The sequence below is a fragment of the Conyzicola nivalis genome, from assembly GCF_014639655.1.
GTDB classification, from domain to species: domain Bacteria; phylum Actinomycetota; class Actinomycetes; order Actinomycetales; family Microbacteriaceae; genus Conyzicola; species Conyzicola nivalis.
In genome coordinates this window covers 1,987,943-2,005,570 of sequence record NZ_BMGB01000001.1, presented here as the reverse complement: position 1 = coordinate 2,005,570, position 17,628 = coordinate 1,987,943, and the positions used below count along the sequence as shown (strand labels likewise).

General features: G+C 69.2%; 16 protein-coding genes, 1 tRNA gene and 1 other RNA gene. 13 read left to right on the top strand and 5 right to left on the bottom strand.

Going from position 1 to position 17,628, the window contains the following annotated elements:
• Positions 1–2: 2 nt before the first annotated feature.
• The gene (locus IEV96_RS09940; RefSeq protein WP_188510454.1) at positions 3–1,283 is read right to left on the bottom strand and encodes an ABC transporter substrate-binding protein; all 1,281 of its coding nucleotides are present in this window, start codon (positions 1,281–1,283) and stop codon (positions 3–5) included.
• Positions 1,284–1,405: 122 nt separating this feature from the next.
• Between IEV96_RS09940 and IEV96_RS09935 the strand changes: the two genes are divergently transcribed.
• Positions 1,406–2,437: a LacI family DNA-binding transcriptional regulator gene (locus IEV96_RS09935; RefSeq protein ID WP_188510453.1), complete on the top strand. Its 1,032-nt coding sequence runs from the start codon at positions 1,406–1,408 to the stop codon at positions 2,435–2,437.
• On the opposite strand, the gene xylB is transcribed toward IEV96_RS09935, so the two are convergent.
• Complete coding sequence (gene xylB / locus IEV96_RS09930) at positions 2,434–3,876, bottom strand: xylulokinase (RefSeq protein WP_188510452.1); 1,443 nt, start codon at positions 3,874–3,876, stop codon at positions 2,434–2,436. The genes IEV96_RS09935 and xylB overlap by 4 nt on opposite strands.
• Before the next feature lie 100 nt (positions 3,877–3,976).
• Positions 3,977–5,167: a xylose isomerase gene (gene xylA / locus IEV96_RS09925; protein WP_188510451.1), complete on the bottom strand. Its 1,191-nt coding sequence runs from the start codon at positions 5,165–5,167 to the stop codon at positions 3,977–3,979.
• A 202-nt stretch (positions 5,168–5,369) separates the two neighbouring features.
• Here xylA and IEV96_RS09920 point away from each other — a divergent pair, with 202 nt between their 5' ends.
• From IEV96_RS09920 to menC, 8 genes are all read left to right on the top strand, one after another.
• Entirely contained in the window at positions 5,370–6,557 is a 1,188-nt protein-coding gene (locus IEV96_RS09920; protein ID WP_188510450.1) for an ROK family protein, read from the top strand.
• Positions 6,558–6,708: 151 nt separating this feature from the next.
• Positions 6,709–7,938, top strand: coding sequence for a multidrug effflux MFS transporter (locus tag IEV96_RS09915; protein WP_188510449.1), 1,230 nt, complete (start codon positions 6,709–6,711; stop codon positions 7,936–7,938).
• A gap of 72 nt (positions 7,939–8,010) precedes the next feature.
• Positions 8,011–9,180, top strand: coding sequence for a sensor histidine kinase (locus tag IEV96_RS09910; RefSeq protein ID WP_188510448.1), 1,170 nt, complete (start codon positions 8,011–8,013; stop codon positions 9,178–9,180).
• Positions 9,177–10,304, top strand: a complete 1,128-nt coding sequence (locus tag IEV96_RS09905; protein WP_188510447.1) for a hypothetical protein — start codon at positions 9,177–9,179, stop codon at positions 10,302–10,304. The genes IEV96_RS09910 and IEV96_RS09905 overlap by 4 nt, the downstream gene beginning before the upstream one ends.
• Positions 10,301–10,939: a phosphatase PAP2 family protein gene (locus tag IEV96_RS09900; RefSeq protein WP_229733212.1), complete on the top strand. Its 639-nt coding sequence runs from the start codon at positions 10,301–10,303 to the stop codon at positions 10,937–10,939. Before IEV96_RS09905 ends, IEV96_RS09900 begins: the two co-directional genes overlap by 4 nt.
• 19 nt (positions 10,940–10,958) lie before the next feature.
• A complete protein-coding gene (locus IEV96_RS09895) occupies positions 10,959–12,239 on the top strand; it encodes a saccharopine dehydrogenase family protein (protein WP_188510446.1) in 1,281 nt (426 codons plus the stop codon).
• A complete protein-coding gene (locus IEV96_RS09890) occupies positions 12,236–12,772 on the top strand; it encodes a TetR/AcrR family transcriptional regulator (RefSeq protein ID WP_188510445.1) in 537 nt (178 codons plus the stop codon). The genes IEV96_RS09895 and IEV96_RS09890 overlap by 4 nt, the downstream gene beginning before the upstream one ends.
• Before the next feature lie 18 nt (positions 12,773–12,790).
• On the top strand, positions 12,791–13,897 hold the full coding sequence (gene menC, locus IEV96_RS09885; RefSeq protein ID WP_188510444.1) for an o-succinylbenzoate synthase: 1,107 nt from the start codon (positions 12,791–12,793) through the stop codon (positions 13,895–13,897).
• Here menC and IEV96_RS09880 read toward each other — a convergent pair.
• Positions 13,894–14,526, bottom strand: a complete 633-nt coding sequence (locus tag IEV96_RS09880) for a hypothetical protein (protein WP_229733211.1) — start codon at positions 14,524–14,526, stop codon at positions 13,894–13,896. The two genes, menC and IEV96_RS09880, sit on opposite strands and share 4 nt — an antisense overlap.
• Before the next feature lie 247 nt (positions 14,527–14,773).
• On the opposite strand from IEV96_RS09880, the gene IEV96_RS09875 reads away from it, so the two are divergent.
• Positions 14,774–15,274, top strand: coding sequence for a septum formation family protein (locus IEV96_RS09875; protein WP_188510442.1), 501 nt, complete (start codon positions 14,774–14,776; stop codon positions 15,272–15,274).
• A gap of 46 nt (positions 15,275–15,320) precedes the next feature.
• Here the strand turns inward: IEV96_RS09875 and IEV96_RS09870 are convergent.
• A tRNA-Ser gene (locus IEV96_RS09870) sits at positions 15,321–15,408 on the bottom strand.
• Between the two features lie 70 nt (positions 15,409–15,478).
• Between IEV96_RS09870 and ffs the strand changes: the two genes are divergently transcribed.
• The 3 genes from ffs (at position 15,479) to IEV96_RS09855 (ending at position 17,593) form a co-directional block, all read left to right on the top strand.
• Positions 15,479–15,575, top strand: an RNA gene (gene ffs, locus IEV96_RS09865) — signal recognition particle sRNA small type.
• 195 nt (positions 15,576–15,770) lie between these two features.
• The gene (locus IEV96_RS09860) at positions 15,771–16,337 is read left to right on the top strand and encodes a winged helix-turn-helix domain-containing protein (RefSeq protein WP_188510441.1); all 567 of its coding nucleotides are present in this window, start codon (positions 15,771–15,773) and stop codon (positions 16,335–16,337) included.
• The gene (locus IEV96_RS09855) at positions 16,337–17,593 is read left to right on the top strand and encodes an MFS transporter (RefSeq protein ID WP_229733209.1); all 1,257 of its coding nucleotides are present in this window, start codon (positions 16,337–16,339) and stop codon (positions 17,591–17,593) included. Before IEV96_RS09860 ends, IEV96_RS09855 begins: the two co-directional genes overlap by 1 nt.
• The last annotated feature ends 35 nt before the right edge of the window (positions 17,594–17,628 follow it).

Genomic DNA, 17,628 nt, shown 5'->3' with positions numbered 1-17,628 from the left:
CGTTACTTGGCCGCCTTGACTGCCTCGGCGACCGAATCGGCCGTGCCCTGGCCGGCGAACAGGTTGGCTACGGCGTCGTTGAGGGCCGAACCGGCACCCGTGGGGAGAGCCACGTCGAAGTAGGTGGTGACGTACGCGGCGTCGGTGTTGAAGTCGTAGACCGACTTCATCACCGGGTCGCTGATGGTCGCCGCCGCGGCCTCCTTCACGGGGATGGCCACGACCTCGCTCTCGACGAGCTTTGTCTGGATGTCGTCGTTGGAGAGGAACTCCAGGAAGTCCGCGCACTCCTCGGCGTGCTCCTGCGTGCAGGCGAAACCGTCGCCGCCGCCGAGCGTCGCGCTCGGGTCGCCGTCGCCGCCCTCGACGGCGGGGAAGGGGAACCAGCCGAGCAGCGGGTCGAGGTCGGTGTCGGTGAGACCCTGCATGACCGACTTGTCCCAGGTGCCCTGGAGCTCCATGGCCGCCTGGCCGTTGGCGACGAGGCCGGCCGAGCTGCCAGCGCCCTGCTGGGCGGGAGTGCCGTTGAAGCCCTCCTGGAACGGCTCGGTGGCGATGAAGTCGATGACGTCTTGGCCCGCCTTGGTGAAGCACTCGTCGGAGAGGTCGGCCTCGGCGAGACCCTTCTTCAGCGTGTCCTCGTCACACTCGCGCACCGCGAAGGTGTTGTAGTAGAACGCGTCGGGCCAGCGGTCCTTTCCGCCGACGGCGATGGGCGCGATACCGGCGGCCTTGAGCTTGTCCACGGCGTCGTGCAGCTCGGTCATCGTCGTCGGGGCACCGGTGATGCCGGCCTGCTCGAACAGGTCGGTGCGGTACCAGAAGCCGACGACCTGCGAGGTGTACGGGACGCCGTACTGCACGCCGTCGACCGCCCAGTTCTCGGTCGCCGTTCCGAGGTCGCCGAGCCAGTCGCTCGTGAACTCCGAGATGTCGGCGACCTGGCCGGACTGCACCTGCGTGGCGAGCTGCCCGCCACCACGGCTGAAGTAGATGTCGGGCGGGCTGTCCGACGACAGGGCGAGCGGGATCTTCGTCTCGAGATCCTCGTTCTGGATCGGCACCACGTCGATCGTGATGTCCGGGTTGGCCTTCTCGTATTCGTCGACCGCGTCCTGCCAGATGCTGAGGATGGGTTCGGCCGTGCCGTTGTGCCAGAAGGTGAGGGTGGTGGTGCCGTCGGCGGAATCCGCTCCGTCGCCGGCGCACGCCGCGAGAGCGCCCATCGACAGGATCGCGACCGCACTCACCGCCACGGTCTTCCTGATGCTGCGTGTGTTCATCGTTGAACGCCTCTCGAAAGTTTCGACAACTACGTCGAAATTGATTAGGATGGTCGGAGTCTAAGAGCCGCCGCGGCATCCGCACAAGTTGTTTTGAACAACAAATTCGAATCGGAGCACCCATGTCAGAACCGGATGTCACGATCGGACGTGCAAAACTCAACGAAATCGCCGATCAGGCGGGGGTTTCGCTTTCAACGGTCTCGAAGGTGCTCAACGGCCGCTCCGACGTCGCCGCCATCACGCGGAAGAGGGTAGAGGGCATCCTCGACGAACACGGCTACCAGCGCCGCGCGGGTCTACCGGGTCGCAACACCCTCATCGAACTCGTCTTCCCCGACCTCGACACCGTCTGGGCGATGGAGCTCATCCGCGGCGTCGAGAACGTCGCGAAGGCCAACGGGCTCAGCGTCGTGGTCACCGAATCGGGCAACCGGCACTCGCCGTCGCCCGACTGGATTACGGGCGTGCTGCGGCGGCGACCCGTCGGTGTCGTGCTCGTGTTCTCCGACCTCTCGGAAGATGCCAAGGCGCAGCTGCGGTCCCGGGCGATCCCGTTCGTGATCGTCGACCCCGCCGGCGACCCGGCCCCCGACGTGCCGTCGGTCGGCTCGGCGAACTGGTCGGGCGGGCTCATGGCGACCAGACACCTCATCGAACTCGGCCACTCGCGCATCGCCGCGATCACCGGCCCCGACGACATGATGTGCTCGCACGCTCGGCTCGACGGCTTCCGCTCGGCGATGAACACGGCGAAGCTGCCGGTCGACGAGAGCCTCGTGGCGTTCGGCAACTTCCACGTCGACGGCGGTCGGGACAACGCTCGCGCCATGCTCGACCGTGACGACCGCCCGACCGCGATTTTCGCCGGCAGCGATCTGCAGGCCCTCGGCGTGCTCGACGCGGCCCGCTCGCTCGGCATCCAGGTGCCCGCGCAGCTGTCGATCGTCGGCTACGACGACCTGCAACTCGCCCAGTGGACGAGCCCCTCGTTGACGACGGTGCACCAGCCGCTCACGCGCATGGCCGAAGAGGCGGCACGTCTCATCATCCGGATGAGCGAGGGCGAGCTGGAGTCGATCCCGCGCGTCGACCTCGCCACACGGCTGATCGTGCGCGAGAGCACCGCGGCGCTGGCGGCACGTTCCGCCTAGGCCCGCCGCGCCGCGTACTGCTCGCCGATCACCGCCGCGGTGTCCGCCGGCAGGGTCGCGGCGATCTCGGTCGACCAGGCCGGAAGCTCGCCGGTGAGCGCCCAGCCGGCCTGTCGGGCGGCGCCGGCGGCCACGTACTCGCCGGGCAGCGGCACGTCGACCGGCAGCCCGAACACCTGCGCGGCGATCCGCTGCACGGCGGGGTTCTGTGCCGCGCCGCCGATCAGCAGGATGCGCGTGGCCTCCACACCCAGGTCGGTGACGGCGCGCAGGCCGTCGGCGAGCGCGCTGAGCATGCCCTCGATCGCGGCGCGGGCGAGGTTCGGCCGGGTGGTGCTGGCGAGCGTCAGGCCGAAGAGGGTGGCGGTCGCATCGGGCAGGTTCGGCGTGCGCTCGCCCTCGAAGTAGGGCTGCAGCACGAGGCCGCGGGCCCCGGGTTCCGCCTGCAGCGCGAGCTCGCCCAGCTCGTCGTGGCTGACGCCGAGCAGGTCGGCCACCGCGTCGAGCACGCGCGCGGCGTTGAGGGTGGCGACGAGCGGGAGGAAGTTGCCGGTGGCGTCGGCGAAACCGGCGACGGTTCCGCTCGGGTCGTTCGCGGGCCGATCGGTCACGGCGAACACCGTGCCGCTCGTGCCGATCGAGACCACGACGTCGCCCGCCGCGGCGCCGAGCCCGAGGGCCGCCCCCGCGTTGTCGCCCGCGCCGGCCCCCACCACGACGACCGCGCCCGCACCGATCGGAAATTCAGGAGACGGCGTCACCGTGCCGGCCCTGGCCCCCGGAGCTATCACGGTGGGCAGGATCATCCGCTCGCCCGTTCCTGAATTTCCGAAGGCGGCATCGAGCAGCGCGCGGTCGTAGCGGCCCGTCGTCGCGTTGAAGTAGCTGGTGCCGCTCGCGTCGGAACGGTCGGTGGTGAGCTGGTCGAGCACGGGACCGAGCGGGCTCTCGCCCTCGGGGCCGTAGCCGCGCAGCCGCCAGGTGAGCCAGTCGTGGGGCAGCGCCACCGCCGCGACGCGTGCCGCGTTGGCCGGCTCGGCGTCGTGCAGCCAGCGCAGCTTGGTGAGCGTGAAGCTCGCCACCGGCACGGAGCCGGTGCGCTCGGCGAACGACGTCGCGCCGATCTCGTCGATGAGGTCGCGGGCGGCGGGGGCGGAGCGGGTGTCGTTCCAGAGAAGAGCGGGGCGGATGACACGGCCACCGTCATCGAGAACCACCATGCCGTGCTGCTGGCCGGCGACCGAGATCGCCGAGACGCCGTCGAGGCCGCCGGCGTCGTCGACCGCGGCGGCGAGGGCGCGCCACCAGTCCTCCGGGTCGACCTCGGTGCCCGCCGGGTGCTCGGCGCGCCCGGTGCGCACGGTGGTGCCGGTGTCGAGGTCGCGCACGACGACCTTGCAGCTCTGGGTGGACGAGTCGACGCCGGCGACGAGGGTCATGGCGGCCTTTCTGGGTTCGAGAAAACGTGCGCGCCATCCCGGTACGCGCGCGCCGGCTCGAGCGGGCGCGCGCGTATCGGAATGGCGCGGGGGTGGGGGCCTAGCGCGCGTTCAGCAGGTGCTCGACGGCGAGCTGCTGCAGACGCACGAAGCCGAAGCCCTTGCCGTCGAAGTAGGCGTCGGCGTCGAATTCCTCGTAGGCGGCGCGGTCGGCGATCAGGTCGTCGTAGCTCTCGCCCCCGCCCAGGGTCGGCACGTTGATCTGCTCGACCTGCGCGGCGACGAGCGCCTCCTGCACCTCGGGGTCGGCGCGGAAGGCCGCCGCGCGCTCCTTGAGCAGCAGGTACATGCGCATGTTCGCCTTGGCCGAATCCCAGACTCCGGTCTCGTCTTCGGTGCGCGAGGGCTTGTAGTCGAAGTGGCGGGGGCCGTCGTAGGCGGGGCCGCCGTTCGGGCCGCCGTTCTCGAGCAGGTCGACGAGCGAGAAGGCGTTTTGCAGGTCGCCGTGCCCGAACACGAGGTCCTGGTCGTACTTGATGCCGCGCTGGCCGTTCAGGTCGATGTGGAACAGCTTGCCCTGGTAGAGGGCCTGCGCGATGCCGGCGGTGAAGTTCAGCCCGGCCATCTGTTCGTGGCCGACCTCGGGGTTGACGCCGACGAGCTCGGGGCGCTCGAGCGTTTCGATGAACGCGAGCGCGTGGCCGAGGGTCGGCAGCAGGATGTCGCCGCGCGGCTCGTTGGGCTTGGGCTCGATCGCGAACTTGATGTCGTAGCCCTTGTCGGTGACGTAGTCGCCCAGCAGGTTGACGGCCTCGCGGTAGCGCTCGAGCGCGCCGCGGATGTCCTTCGCGGCGTCGTACTCGGCGCCCTCGCGCCCGCCCCACATCACGAACGTCTTGGCACCCAGCTCGGCGGCGAGGTCGATGTTGCGCAGCACCTTGCGCAGCGCGAAGCGGCGGACGGCGCGGTCGTTCGACGTGAAGCCGCCGTCCTTGAAGACGGGCGCGCTGAACAGGTTGGTGGTGACCATCGGCACGATGATGCCGGTGTCGGCGAGCACCTGCTTGAGGCGGTCGATCTGGGTCTGGCGTTCGGCGTCGGTCGAGCCGAAGGCGAACAGGTCGTCGTCGTGGAAGGTGAGGCCGTACGCACCGATCTCGGCGAGCTTCTCGACGCCGTGCACGACGTCGAGCGGGGCGCGGGTCGGGCCGCCGAACGGATCGGCGCCGTTGTAGCCGATGGTCCACAGGCCGAAGGAGAACTTGTCAGCGGGGGTGGGCGTCGTTGCCATGGTGAAACTCCAAGTCGGTGAATTGTTTAGGGACACAACATATCGCACGCCTCACGGAAAATGCCACCCCTTTTCCTCACGCGCGCCGCGGAGGGCTAAGTTGCCGCCTCCAACATTTGCGGTGCTTGGCCGGCTCCGGGCGGCGATAGGGTGGCACAGAGCGGTAGTACCGCGATGGCCGTGACGACGAACGGGTGGGAAAGTGACACAGACCGAGTCGCCGGCCGCGGGGCGCGGAAACAGCACCGACCACGTGCGCCGTCACAACCTCGCCACCGTGCTGACCCTCGCGCACCGTTCGCAGGGGATCTCGCGTTCGCAGCTCACCCGGGTCACCGGCCTCAACCGCTCGACCGTGGCCGCGCTCGTGGGCGAGCTCGTCGAGCGGCGGCTCGTGCTCGAGGTCGACGCCGACGTGCAGGGCCAGGTCGGGCGCCCGAGCCCGATCGTCAAGCCGGATCCGCTCGCCGTGGCGATCGCCATCAACCCCGAGATCGACGCGATCACGATCGCCGTCGTCGGACTCGGCGGGACCGTGCTCAAGCGCATCCGCTACGCCACCGACCACGAGCCGACCGCGCGGGAGGCCGTGAACATCTGCGCCGCCGTCATCGAGGGGCTGCGCGGCGAGCTCGAGACCGGTCACCGCGTCGTCGGCATCGGAGTCGCGGTCCCCGGCCTCGTGCGCTCGCTCGACGGTGTCGTGCGCCTCGCGCCGCACCTCGGCTGGGTCGACGAGCCGCTGGCCGAGATGCTCGCCGAGGCGACCGGGTATTCGGTCGTCGCGGGCAACGATGCGCGGCTCGGCACCCTGGCCGAGAGCACCTTCGGCGCCGGGCGCGACCTCAGCGACTTCATCTACCTCAACGGCGGCGCGAGCGGCATCGGCGGCGGGCTCATCGCCGGCAGCCAGGCGCTCACGGGCGCGGCCGGTTACGCGGGCGAGTTCGGTCACACCCTCGTCAACTCGATGGGCACCGTCTGCCACTGCGGCGGGGTCGGATGTCTCGAAACCGAGGTCACCCGTGCGCCGCTCCTCGCCCTCGTGGGCCTCACCGACGCGGACAGCGACGAACTCGAGAACGCGCTCGTCGCATCCGAATCTGCCGACGTGCGCGCCGAGGTGCACCGCCAACTCGACTTCCTCGCCGTCGCCCTGCGCAACGCGATCAACACGCTCAACCCGCAGACGATCCTGCTCGGCGGCTTCCTCGGCTCGCTGTACGCGGTCGCACCCGCGCACCTGAACGCGCTCGTCGCCCACCAGCCGTTGCGGGCCTCGCGGGAGGGCGTGTCGATCGGGCGTGCCGCGCTCGGGTCGAACCTGCTGATGATCGGTGCGGCCGAGCTGGCCTTCGAGGCCGTGCTCGGCGACCCCGCCACCTTCTGACCGCGCCGGGGAATGCGACGCCGTCGACCCGAGTTATACGCTTGTCGTGGGGGTTCGCGGCGCCGGGTGCTTCCATGCCGCCGCGCGCCGACCCGGGTGCGGCCATGAGCGCTCTGCCTCGCTCCGATCCGTTTGCTAGGACCCTTCACTCTTGACCACTGTCGTACACCCCGGAGACTCCCTCACCCCGCGTCAGAAGCTCGTCTACGTCGTTGTGCTCGGCGCGCTGACCGCGCTCGGCCCGTTCACGATCGACCTGTACCTGCCGGCGTTCCCCGCGGTCTCGGCCGAACTCGGCGTCTCGGCGGCGGCCATCCAGCTCACCCTCACCGCCACCACGATCGGTTTCGCGCTCGGCCAGCTGCTCGTCGGCCCGTGGAGCGACAAGGTGGGGCGCCGCGCGCCGCTCATCATCGCGACCGCGCTGCACATCGCCGCGAGTATCGGCGTCGCCTACGCGCCCGACGTGATGTGGGTCGGCATCTTCCGCGTGCTGCAGGGCATCGGCGCGGCCGGCGGTGGAGTGGTCGCCATGGCCATGGTGCGCGACCTGTTCGGCGGCCTGCCGCTCGTGCGCATGCTCTCCCGGCTCGCGCTGGTGAGCGGGCTCGCGCCCGTGCTCGCCCCGCTCATCGGCTCGCAGTTGCTGCTCGTGCTCGACTGGCGCGGCATCTTCTGGTTCCTCGCCGCCTACGGCGTTCTGGCGATCCTTGCCGCGAGCTTCTTCCTCGTGGAGACCCTCCCGGCCGAGCGCCGCGCCGACCGCGGGCACAGCTCGGTCGGCGAACGGTACAGGGCGCTCTTCACCGACCGCGTCTTCGTGGGCGTCGTGCTGATCAGCGGCATGACCTTCTCCGGGCTGTTCGCCTACCTCTCGTCGTCGTCGTTCCTGTTCCAGGACGTCTACGGCCTCAACGCCCAGGAGTACGGCCTGCTGTTCGCCGTCAACTCGATCGGCATCGTGGTGGGTGTGCAGGTGAGCTCGCGCCTCGCGAAGTACGTCGGGCCGCAGTGGATCCTCACGGGCGCGGTCATCGGAATGATCGTCAGCGCGACCACCATCGTCGCCCTCGACCTCGCGAACACCGGACTGGTCGGCATCCTCATCCCGCTGTTCTTCTTCATCACCTCGTGCGGCTTCGCGTTCCCGTGCCAACAGGTGCTGGCCCTCGCGAACCACGGCGGTGAAGCGGCGACCGCCGCGTCTGTGCTCGGCGCGGTGAACTTCGGTTTCGCCGGCATCATCTCGCCGATCGTGGGGCTGTTCGGCATCCACGACGCGATCCCGATGGGCGGGGTCATGGCGATCCTGGCCACCGTGTCGCTCGTCGTCATGGTGGTGCTGGTGCGCCCGCGCTCGGTGCCCGCCCTCGCGCGCTGATCCGCGTAGCGAACCGCAATCCCGGCCGTCTAGTCTCTGATTTGGCGCCGGACGCCCAGTAGTGTGTGGCTTATGGCCCTCGTTTTTCCGAACGCGTTGGCGGCGAAAACCACCAGCCTCGCGTTGGCGAGGGGCTCGTTCTGGTTCGGCATCGTCTGCCTCACGTCGGTCGCGGTCAGCCTCGTCGCGATCCGGATCGACCGCCCGGCCGAGGCCGCCTGGCCGGCCGTGGTCGCGCTCGTCGTTCTCGCGGGCCTCGGTGTGGTCGTCGCCTCCGACCTCGGCGAACGGCCGGCGGTCATCGCCCTGTCGGCCGTGGCCGCACCCGTCGCGATCCCCTGCTACGCCGCCGTGCTGCTTCCCGCCCTGCGGTCGATCGACACCAGCGACGCCATCTTCCTGTCGCTGCCGAAGATCGCCATCGTGGTCTTCGGCATGGTCGTGGCGCGCCAGTTCACCGGCGTCGCGAGCGTGGTCGTCGCGTACTTCCTCGGCGAGGTCCCGGTGGTGGCGGTGTCGCTCGCCGTGGGCCACGGCTACGCGTTCGACGTGCCGGCCTTCAGCTGCGCCGCCGCGCTCGTTCTCATCATCACGATGCTCACGGTGAGCAGGCGGCGCACCAGGGCGAGCGAGCCGGAGCTCAGCCGCGCCAGCCATGACGACCGGGTCGCCGCCGAGCTGGCGCGCGCCGAGCACGTCTCCTCGGCCATGGTCCACGACACGATCCTGAACGAGCTCGCCGTCGTCGGCACGGTCGCCCCCGGCACCCTCTCCGACGCCGCGAAGGGACAGATCCTGCGCAGTCTCGCGGTGCGCAGGGCGGGGGCACGCAGAAATTCGGATGCCACGGCCGACGTTCTCGGCGGAGATCTCGCCGCCGCCGTCGAGCAGGCCAGGGCGCTCGGGCTCGAGGTGTCGGTGGCGGGCGAGGTCGGCGCGCTCTCGTCGCTCGCCCCCCACACGTCGGTGGCCCTCAGCCTCGCCGTGCAGCAGTGCCTCGCCAACGTCGCCGCCCACGCCCACACGGGTGCGGCCGAGCTCACCGTGGTGGCCACCGACACCGAGGTGTGCGTGATGGTGATCGACTCGGGCGTCGGCTTCGTCGAATCCGCGATGGACCCCGACCGGCTCGGCCTGCGCCAGTCGGTGCGGGGCCGCATCGACGCCGTCGGCGGTTCCGTGCAGGTGTGGACCTCGCCGGGCGCGGGTACCGCCGTCTCGATGCTGGTGCCGCGCGGATGAGAGACGACACGGCGCAGCAGCTCGACCCGCTCAGCGGCATCACGGCCAGGCTGTTCGCGATCGGCGCGGTGGTGGTCGCGCTCGTCGTCGCGTTCGCGATGAGCGCGTTCACCGCCGACCAGACGAACAACTGGTGGCTGCAGGCCGCGGCGCTCGCCGCGATCAGCGCGTCGGGATACTGCTACGTGCGGGCGGCCAGCGCGTTCCGCGCGCCCTTCCCGCGCGGTGCCCTCGTGGTCGTCTGCCTGCTGGCGCTGCTCGCGGTCGTGCTCGAGGCGGCGGCGCAGTGGGGAACCAACTCGGTCGTGCGCGACGACTGGGCTCCCGTTTCGCTCGCCATCCTGACCCTCACGTTCGGCTCCTGGCGCCCGGGGTGGGAGATCCTCGCCAGCACCGTCGTCTGCGCGGTTGTCATCGGCTCTCTCGCGTTCGCCCGGTCGGCCGGCTTCGACGCGGATGTCCCGGCGATCGTTTTCGCGGTGCTCTCGGCGACCCCGGTGCTGGCGACCGGCGCCGCCGCGAGCGCGTTCTCGCGCAGCCTCGTCGACTCCCTGCTCGCGTGGCGGTCCGCTGTTTCGCGACCACCGGCATCCGTCCCCGACGGATTCGAACCGCCGGCGTCGGCCAGGGCCAGCCACCTCGTGCACCTCGACGAGCAGGTCTACCCGTTTCTCGAGCGGGTGGCCCGGCAGCCCGGGCTCAGCGCCGCCGACGGCGAACGTGCCAGGATGCTGGCCCGCGAGCTGCGCACCCTGCTCGTGCTCGACGCGGAGCGCAGCTGGCTCTCGCGCATCGTGCGCGGTGCCGACGACCGGCACCGGTTCGCCGAACGCCTGGGGGAGGCCGAGCGCGGGTTCATCCGGGCGCTCGTCTCGCACCTGCGCACGAGCGCGGCCTTCGACGACGAGCGGATGCGCGTGATGCTACACGGCAGCGAGTGGGAGGCGACGTGCACCATCGTCGTCCCGTGCCGCCCGTCGCACAACCCGCGGGTGCACCTGGCACCGTATGTCGCGGTGGGACGTAGTGTTTTCGGAACGGTCTCGTGGAACCTGGCGCACGACAACACGCTCACGATCACGCTGACCTTCGACCCCAACGCGAATCACGAGGAAACACTGTGACCGACGAAGCTCCGGTATCCGACAAAGTAGCGAGACGATGGCCGGTCGTGAGCGCGGTCATCGTCATCGTGCTCGCGGTGCTGCTCGGGCTGATCATCGCCATCCGCGGCAACCTGCCCTTCGAGGGCGACGCCGAGTGGATGGAGGAGATCATCGAGCACCGCCATCCCGCGTGGGAGGTGCCGTCGCTCGTGATGAACTTCCTCGGCGGCGGCTGGTTCGCCTACCTGCTGCCCGCCGCGGTGGCCATCGTGCTCTGCGTGCTGCGCCGGTACTGGAGCGCCCTGTTCCTCGCGGTGGCGAGCATCCTGAGCGCGCTTCTCGTACAGGTGCTGAAGAGCCTGGTCGGGCGCCCGCGGCCGGAAGACATGCTGGTGACCTCGGACTTCGGCTCGTTCCCCTCGGGGCACAGCGCGAACGCGGCCACCCTCGTCGTCTGCCTCGCCATCATCTTCCGCCGGGCCTGGATCTGGGTGGCGGGTGTGGCCTACGTCGTGCTGATGATGGTGAGCCGCACCTACCTCGGCGCGCACTGGGTGAGCGACACCGTCGGCGGGGCGCTGCTCGGCGTCGGCGCGGCACTCATCGTGTGGGCGCCGTTGGCGCGCAAATTGCGGCTCGAATCCTCGGGGTGAGAAACGGTAGCGTCTCACCATGAGAATTCTTGTCGTCGGCGCGGGAGGCGTGGGAACCGCGATCGCGAAGATCGCCGCCCGCCGAACGTTCTTCGAACTGCTCGTCGTGAGCGACTTCGACCTCGCCAGGGCGCAGAGCGCGGTGGACTGGATCGCGGCGAGGCACGGCGCGGAGGTCGCGTCGAGGTTCGCGGTGGCGCGGGTCGACGCCTCCGACCCCGACAACGTCGCCGCCCTCGCCCGCGAGCACGGCGTGACCCACGTGATGAACGCCGTGGAGCCGAAGTTCGTGCCCACGATCTTCTCGGGCGCGCTCGCCGCCGACGCCGACTACCTCGACATGGCAATGAGCCTCTCGGAACCGCACCACACCTACCCGCACAGCGAGACGGGTGTGAAGCTCGGCGACGACCAGTTCGCCCAGGCGCCCGACTGGGAGACGGCCGGCCGGCTCGCGCTCGTCGGCATGGGAGTGGAACCCGGACTCAGCGACGTGTTCGCGCGCTACGCGGCGGACCACCTCTTCAGCGAGATCGACGAGCTCGGCACCCGCGACGGCGCCAACCTCGTGGTGCGCGACGAGGCGGGCAACGAGATCTTCGCACCGTCGTTCTCGATCTGGACCACCATCGAGGAGTGCCTCAACCCTCCCGTGATCTGGGAGAAGGACCGCGGCTGGTACACGACGCCGCCCTTCAGCGAGCCTGAGGTCTTCGAGTTCCCCGACGGCATCGGCCCGGTCGAGTGCGTCAATGTCGAGCACGAAGAGGTGCTGCTGATGCCGCGCTGGATCGATGCGAAGCGCGTCACGTTCAAGTACGGGCTGGGCAACGAGTTCATCGGCATCCTCAAAACGCTGCACCAGCTCGGGCTCGACAAGACCGAGCCGCTCACCGTACGCAGCGCGGACGGGCCGGTGCAGGTCGCGCCGCGCGACGTGGTCGCCGCGGGACTGCCCGACCCCGCGACGATCGGCCCGCGGATGACTGGCAAGACCTGCGCCGGGGTCTGGGTGACGGGCACCGGTGTCGACGGTCAGCCGCGCGAGGTCTACCTGTACCACGTCGCCGACAACGAGTGGACGATGGCCGAGTACGAGAGCCAGTGCGTGGTCTGGCAGACCGCCCTCAACCCGGTCATCGCGCTCGAACTCTTGGCGTCGGGGGTCTGGACGGGCAGGGGAGTGCTCGGGCCCGAAGCGTTCGAGGCGGCCCCGTTCCTCGAGCTGATGGCCCGGCCCGTCTCCGACGGAGGATACGGGCAGCCGTTCGGTCTCGAAGACCGCGCGGTGTCGCGGTGAGCGAGCCCCGCGTCAACGAACTGCTGGCCATCGCGCTCGAGGTGCTCGAAGACGAGGGTCTCGAGAAGCTCGGTGTCGGGACCATCTCCCGCCGCGCGGGCATCAAACCGCCGTCGCTCTACAAACAGTTCACGAGCAAGGCCGACATCGAGAAGCAGCTCGCCGACGTGGGCTTCCGGCTCTGGGCAACGGGGCTCGCCGCGGCATCCGTCGATCTCCACTCGTCCGCCTCGCGCCGCGACCGGATCGCGTCCCTCGCCCACGCGTACCGCGCCCTCGGGCGCGAACACCCGCAACTGTTCCGGCTGATGAACGAGCGGCCGTTTCTCGGCGCGCAGCTCATCAGGGCGGTCGGCGAGTCGACCAGCATCGATTATGGCGCGCTCTTCCCGACGCTCACCGCCGGGATGAGTTTCTGGGCCTGGGGCCACGGCATCCTGGTGCTCGAGATTCAGGGCAGGTTTCCGCCCGAGGTCGACCTCGATCTCCTGTGGGAGACGATGATCGACTCGGTGAGCGCCATCGGCGCGTAGGGGCGCAGAATAGTCGCCATGAGAATCCTCGCCGTCGAACTGCACCGGGTGGCGATGCCGCTCGTGCGCCCGTTCGAGACGTCGTTCGGGCGCCAGACCGCCCGCGACGTGCTGCTCGTGCGCGTGCGCACCACGGACGGAGACGGCTGGGGCGAGTGCGTCGCCATGGCCGACCCGGTGTACTCGAGCGAGTACGTGGACGGCAGCGAGGCGGTGATCCGTCATTACCTCGCGCCGGCATTGCTCGCCGCACAGGAGGTCGGCGCCGAGTCCGTCGCCGGGCTGCTGGGTTTCGTGGTCGGTCACCGCATGGCGAAAGCGGCCGTGGAGACCGCGGTGCTCGACGCGCAGACCCGCGCCGAGGGCATCAGTTTCGGCGAGTACTTCGGTGCCGACCGTGACGCCGTCGACTGTGGCGTCTCGGTGGGGATCTCCTCGAGCATCGACGAGCTGCTGGCCGAGGTCGACGGCTACGTCGGCGAGGGCTACCGGCGCATCAAGCTGAAGATCAAACCCGGCTGGGACATCGAGCCGGTGCGCGCCGTGCGCGAGCTCATCGGCGAACTCCCGCTGCAGGTGGACGCCAACACGGCCTACACGCGCGCCGACATCGAGCACCTCGGCAGGCTCGACGAGTTCGGCCTGCTGCTCATCGAGCAACCCTTCGTCGAAGAAGACATCCTCACCCACATCGTGCTGTCCGCGGCTATCGAGACGCCGGTGTGCCTCGACGAGTCGATCGTGAACGCCGAGGTCGCGCTGGACGCCATCGAGCGTGGGGCGACCAGCGTCGTGAACATCAAGGCGGGCCGCGTCGGGGGCTACCTCGAGGCCGTGCGCGTGCACGACGTGTGTGCCGAGCTGGGGGTCCCGGTCTGGTGTGGCGGCATGCTCGAAACGGGCGTCGGCCGCGCGGCCAACGTCGCCCTCGCGGCGATGGCGAATTTCACGCTGCCGGGGGACACCTCCGGTTCGAGCCGGTACTTCGCCGAAGACCTCACCGAACCGTTCGAGCTCGTCGACGGGCGCCTTGCGGTACCGACCGGTGCCGGCAGCGGTGTCGACGTGCGCGCCGACGCGCTCGCCGACTGGGCGTTGCGTCCGCCGATCACGCTCACCGCCTAGGTGATGCCGATCGCCGCGAGGCCGAAGTAGAGCAGGCTGCCGACGACGAGCACTGCGGCGCTGAACAGGGCGGCCGCGAGCACGGGGCGGCGCTCGAACCAGTAGAGCAGGCCGGGGTAGCGCTCGAGTAGTTCGCGCGGCGTCACCGATTCGTTCAACTCGGTGACCGTGACATCCAATTCGTCGCAGACGATACGCATGTCGCTCTCCGACCAGAACTGTCCGCGGAGGCGGATGACCTGGTTGCCGTCGTGGTCGCAGACAAACAGCTGCGGAACCGTTTCCGCGCCGCCTCCCTCGAAGGTGCGCACGAGAACGATCGAACCGACGTCGGCCGTCTGCATCGTCGTGGTGCGTCCGAGGAGGCCGCGCTCCGCGATGCCGCGACGGTCGATCCAGACGCCGACCCGGAAATACGACCGGCAGGCCAGAACGATCGCGACGGACGCGACGACCTGGGTGGCGACCACCACCGGCCAGGGACCGTCGGGCACGGTGAGGAAGTAGAGCACGCCGAACGTCGGCACCAGAAACGCGAGGGTGGCCACGAGCCCCTGACGGAACAGCCACGGGTGCGGACGCAGCTTGCGGTAGCCCTGCGGCGGTCGGCGAAGTCGGGTCACGGGCATAACGAACCCATCCCCGGATCTTCCCGAATCCAACAGCTGCGCAACATGAACCGCTCGTCTCTCCCCAGGGGACATCGGTGTGACGTTCCCAAGACTCTTTCACCTTATCGCTCAGCGGCGACACGTGTTGCCCCTGGACAGCCGTGAGTAGGGAATACATCCGTCTAACCGGAGTCGCCCTCAATATCGATAGTATTTCTCCACGCCCTCGACGGAGAGGGGCCCAGGCCAACCGGAGAGACGACCAATGACCAGCATCCCCGCCCGCATCGCCTCGGCCACCGCTGCCTGCGCGGTAGCGCTCGCCGCCCTCACCGGCTGTTCGGCTCTCGGGAGCATCTTCCCGGCGCAAGCGGAGCGCGACCCGGAGACGCAGGAGATCGCCGAGGCCGGCCAGCAGGACGTCTACAGCGTGGCCGTCGGCGACTGCTTCAACGACGGGAGCGGCTCGAGCGAAGAGGTGTCGGACGTGCCGGCCGTACCCTGCTCGGAACCGCACGACAACGAGATCTACTACCTGTTCGACCTGGCCGGCGACGAATTCCCGGCCGACGCCGAGCAGCTCGCGGACACTGGCTGCTACGACCAGTTCGCCACCTTCGTCGGGCTCGACTACGAGTCATCCGCGCTCGACTACTTCCCGATCCTGCCGACGGCCGACACGTGGTCGACCGGCGACCGCGAGGTGATCTGCTCGGTCTTCGACTCCGTGCAGACCACGGGCACTCTCGCCGGCGCGGCCCGCTGACACCGGGGATGTCGGGCGCAGCACCTGCGCCCGACATCGCTCACTGTGGCGGAGAATGGGGGATTCGAACCCCCGAGGGCTTGCACCCAACCAACTTTCCAAGCTGGCGCCATAGGCCACTAGGCGAATTCTCCTGGCCGGTGTTCTTCACCCGGTTTCCGGGGCGATGTGAACAACCTCAAGAATCATACCTGTATATTTAAGTCCGGCTCCCCGCGTGGCGCCATCCAGGCCAACTCCCCCAGGACGGAAACGTAGCAAGGGTAACCGGGCTCTGGCGGGTGCGCGGGGGGTCATTTACTTTTTCCGGGCAATATTTCGCCGGTATCGCGTGGAGAGCTGTACGCCGTGGTGGCGAATCGCCCGACCTGCCGCTTCGCGGCACGTTCGCGGCGCGGTGGCTCGACAGGATGCCTCACTGATGTCCTGTCGATTTCGCGGCTCGGAAAGCACAATAACCGTTGCACAATAACTCTTGTGTATATAGGTTGGGGTCATGAACCCGTCGACCGTGTCCCTCACCGATGTCAAGCAGATGAGGGCGCTAGCCCATCCACTGCGGTTGCGCATCCTCGGAGAACTGCGTGCGGGCGGGCCGTCGACGGCGGGCCGACTTGGAGATCTGGTGGACGAAGCTCCCGGCACTCTCAGCTATCACCTCGGAAAACTCGCGCAGTTCGGTTTCGTGGAGGAGGCGCCGGAACTGTCCACCGACCGGCGTGAGCGCTGGTGGCGCGCACTGCACGAATACACAGCCATTCCTTCCACCAGCGATGCGGACTCGGCCGCCGAGACCGTCGCGATCGCGGCGCTGCGGCACAGAGTGGTTGACGTTTACGCAGCGACGCTGCACCAGTCCGTCGACGCTTCAACCGAGCTCACGGCCGATTGGTCGGCGGCAGGAACTAGCGCCGACACGCTCGCCCATCTGACGGCGGCGCAGCTCGCCGAGGCGAGTGCCGAGTTGGGCGCCGTGCTCGAGAAATGGCACGCCGCGAGCAACGCCACAGGCGAGGGCGCTGAACCGGTGCAGCTCATCGTGCACGCATTCCGCCGACCGTGATGAGAGCCGCCGTTCGGGCACGCCGCACTCCGCTCGTCGGCTTGCTCGCCGCGACAGGACTGTCTTTGGCAGGCAACGCGATCACGGCGATCGTCGTTCCGATCTATGTGCTGCAGTCCACCGGTTCCGTCCTCGCGACGGGAGCGGCCGGCATTGCTGCCACGGCGCCGATGATCATCGGCGGCGTGTTCGGAGGAGTGCTGGTCGACCGGCTCGGCTTTCGTCGTGCAGCCCTGCTGGCCGACGTCGCCAGCGGCGTCACGGTGATCGCTATCCCCGTGCTCGCGGCCGTGATCGCGCTGCCGTTCTGGGCGCTTCTCGCCCTCGTCTTCGTCAGCGGCCTGCTCGATACGCCCGGCGACACGGCGAAGCGGTCGCTTGTACCCGACCTTGTGCAACTCGCGGGCGCACGGCTGAGCCGGGTGACGGGCGCCGAGTCAGCTATCTCGCGCACCGCGACGATGGTCGGCGCCTCGGCCGCCGCGCTCACCATCGCGTGGCTAGGTCCGCTCAACGCCATGGTCCTCGATGCCGCCACCTTTGCAGCATCCGCACTTCTTGTCTTGTTGTTCGTTCCGAAAGGAAGGTCCCGCGATCATGCGGTCAGTGACGTCACCAGCTTCTGGAGCGAGCTGACCGACGGCATCCGGTTCCTGACCTCGACGCCGGCGATCCGCAACGTGGTGTTGCTCGTCGTCGTCACGAACCTCATCGATGCGGCCGGCATGACCGTCATCAAGCCGGTCTACGCGAGCGCGGTGAGCGACGACGGCACGCTGTTCGGCCTGATGGTCGCGATTTTCGCGGCAGGAGCGCTCACCGGCGCGGCCCTGTACGGGTGGTTCGGGCACAGGCTGCCGCGGCGCCCGACGTTTGTAGTCTGCTTCTTGCTTGCGGGCGCGCCGCCGTACCTCGCGATGGCTTCCGGGCTCGCGATTCCGGCCTTGCTCGTCGTCTTCGCGCTCGCGGGTTTGGCTGCCGGCTCCATTAACCCGCTGATTTCGACCGTCATGTTCGAGTTGATTCCTCGAACCATGCGCGCGCGGGTGCTCGGGGCGTTGACCACCGGCGTCTCCGTCGGGATGCCGCTCGGCAGTTTTGTGGGCGGCGTGGCCATCGCGCAGGTCGGCCTGATCGCGACGTGTCTGATCGCCGCGTCCGTATACGCCTTCGCGACTCTCACTCCGCTCCTGGGCAGGTCGTGGCGCACCCTTGACTCCCCAGTTCGGCGGCCGGACAGGGCCGTGCGTTCCTGAGTGCGCGAAACGTCCTGTCGAGCGCGCGTACGGGC

Excerpts from the sequence above, each read along its gene's own strand:
- IEV96_RS09940 (WP_188510454.1), bottom strand. The coding sequence starts at position 1,283 with ATGAACACACGCAGCATCAGGAAGACCGTGGCGGTGAGTGCGGTCGCG.
- IEV96_RS09935 (WP_188510453.1), top strand. The coding sequence starts at position 1,406 with ATGTCAGAACCGGATGTCACGATCGGACGTGCAAAACTCAACGAAATC.
- xylB (WP_188510452.1), bottom strand. The coding sequence starts at position 3,876 with ATGACCCTCGTCGCCGGCGTCGACTCGTCCACCCAGAGCTGCAAGGTC.
- xylA (WP_188510451.1), bottom strand. The coding sequence starts at position 5,167 with ATGGCAACGACGCCCACCCCCGCTGACAAGTTCTCCTTCGGCCTGTGG.
- IEV96_RS09910 (WP_188510448.1), top strand. The coding sequence starts at position 8,011 with ATGGCCCTCGTTTTTCCGAACGCGTTGGCGGCGAAAACCACCAGCCTC.
- IEV96_RS09905 (WP_188510447.1), top strand. The coding sequence starts at position 9,177 with ATGAGAGACGACACGGCGCAGCAGCTCGACCCGCTCAGCGGCATCACG.
- IEV96_RS09895 (WP_188510446.1), top strand. The coding sequence starts at position 10,959 with ATGAGAATTCTTGTCGTCGGCGCGGGAGGCGTGGGAACCGCGATCGCG.
- menC (WP_188510444.1), top strand. The coding sequence starts at position 12,791 with ATGAGAATCCTCGCCGTCGAACTGCACCGGGTGGCGATGCCGCTCGTG.
- IEV96_RS09880 (WP_229733211.1), bottom strand. The coding sequence starts at position 14,526 with ATGCCCGTGACCCGACTTCGCCGACCGCCGCAGGGCTACCGCAAGCTG.
- IEV96_RS09875 (WP_188510442.1), top strand. The coding sequence starts at position 14,774 with ATGACCAGCATCCCCGCCCGCATCGCCTCGGCCACCGCTGCCTGCGCG.
- IEV96_RS09860 (WP_188510441.1), top strand. The coding sequence starts at position 15,771 with ATGAACCCGTCGACCGTGTCCCTCACCGATGTCAAGCAGATGAGGGCG.
- IEV96_RS09855 (WP_229733209.1), top strand. The coding sequence starts at position 16,337 with ATGAGAGCCGCCGTTCGGGCACGCCGCACTCCGCTCGTCGGCTTGCTC.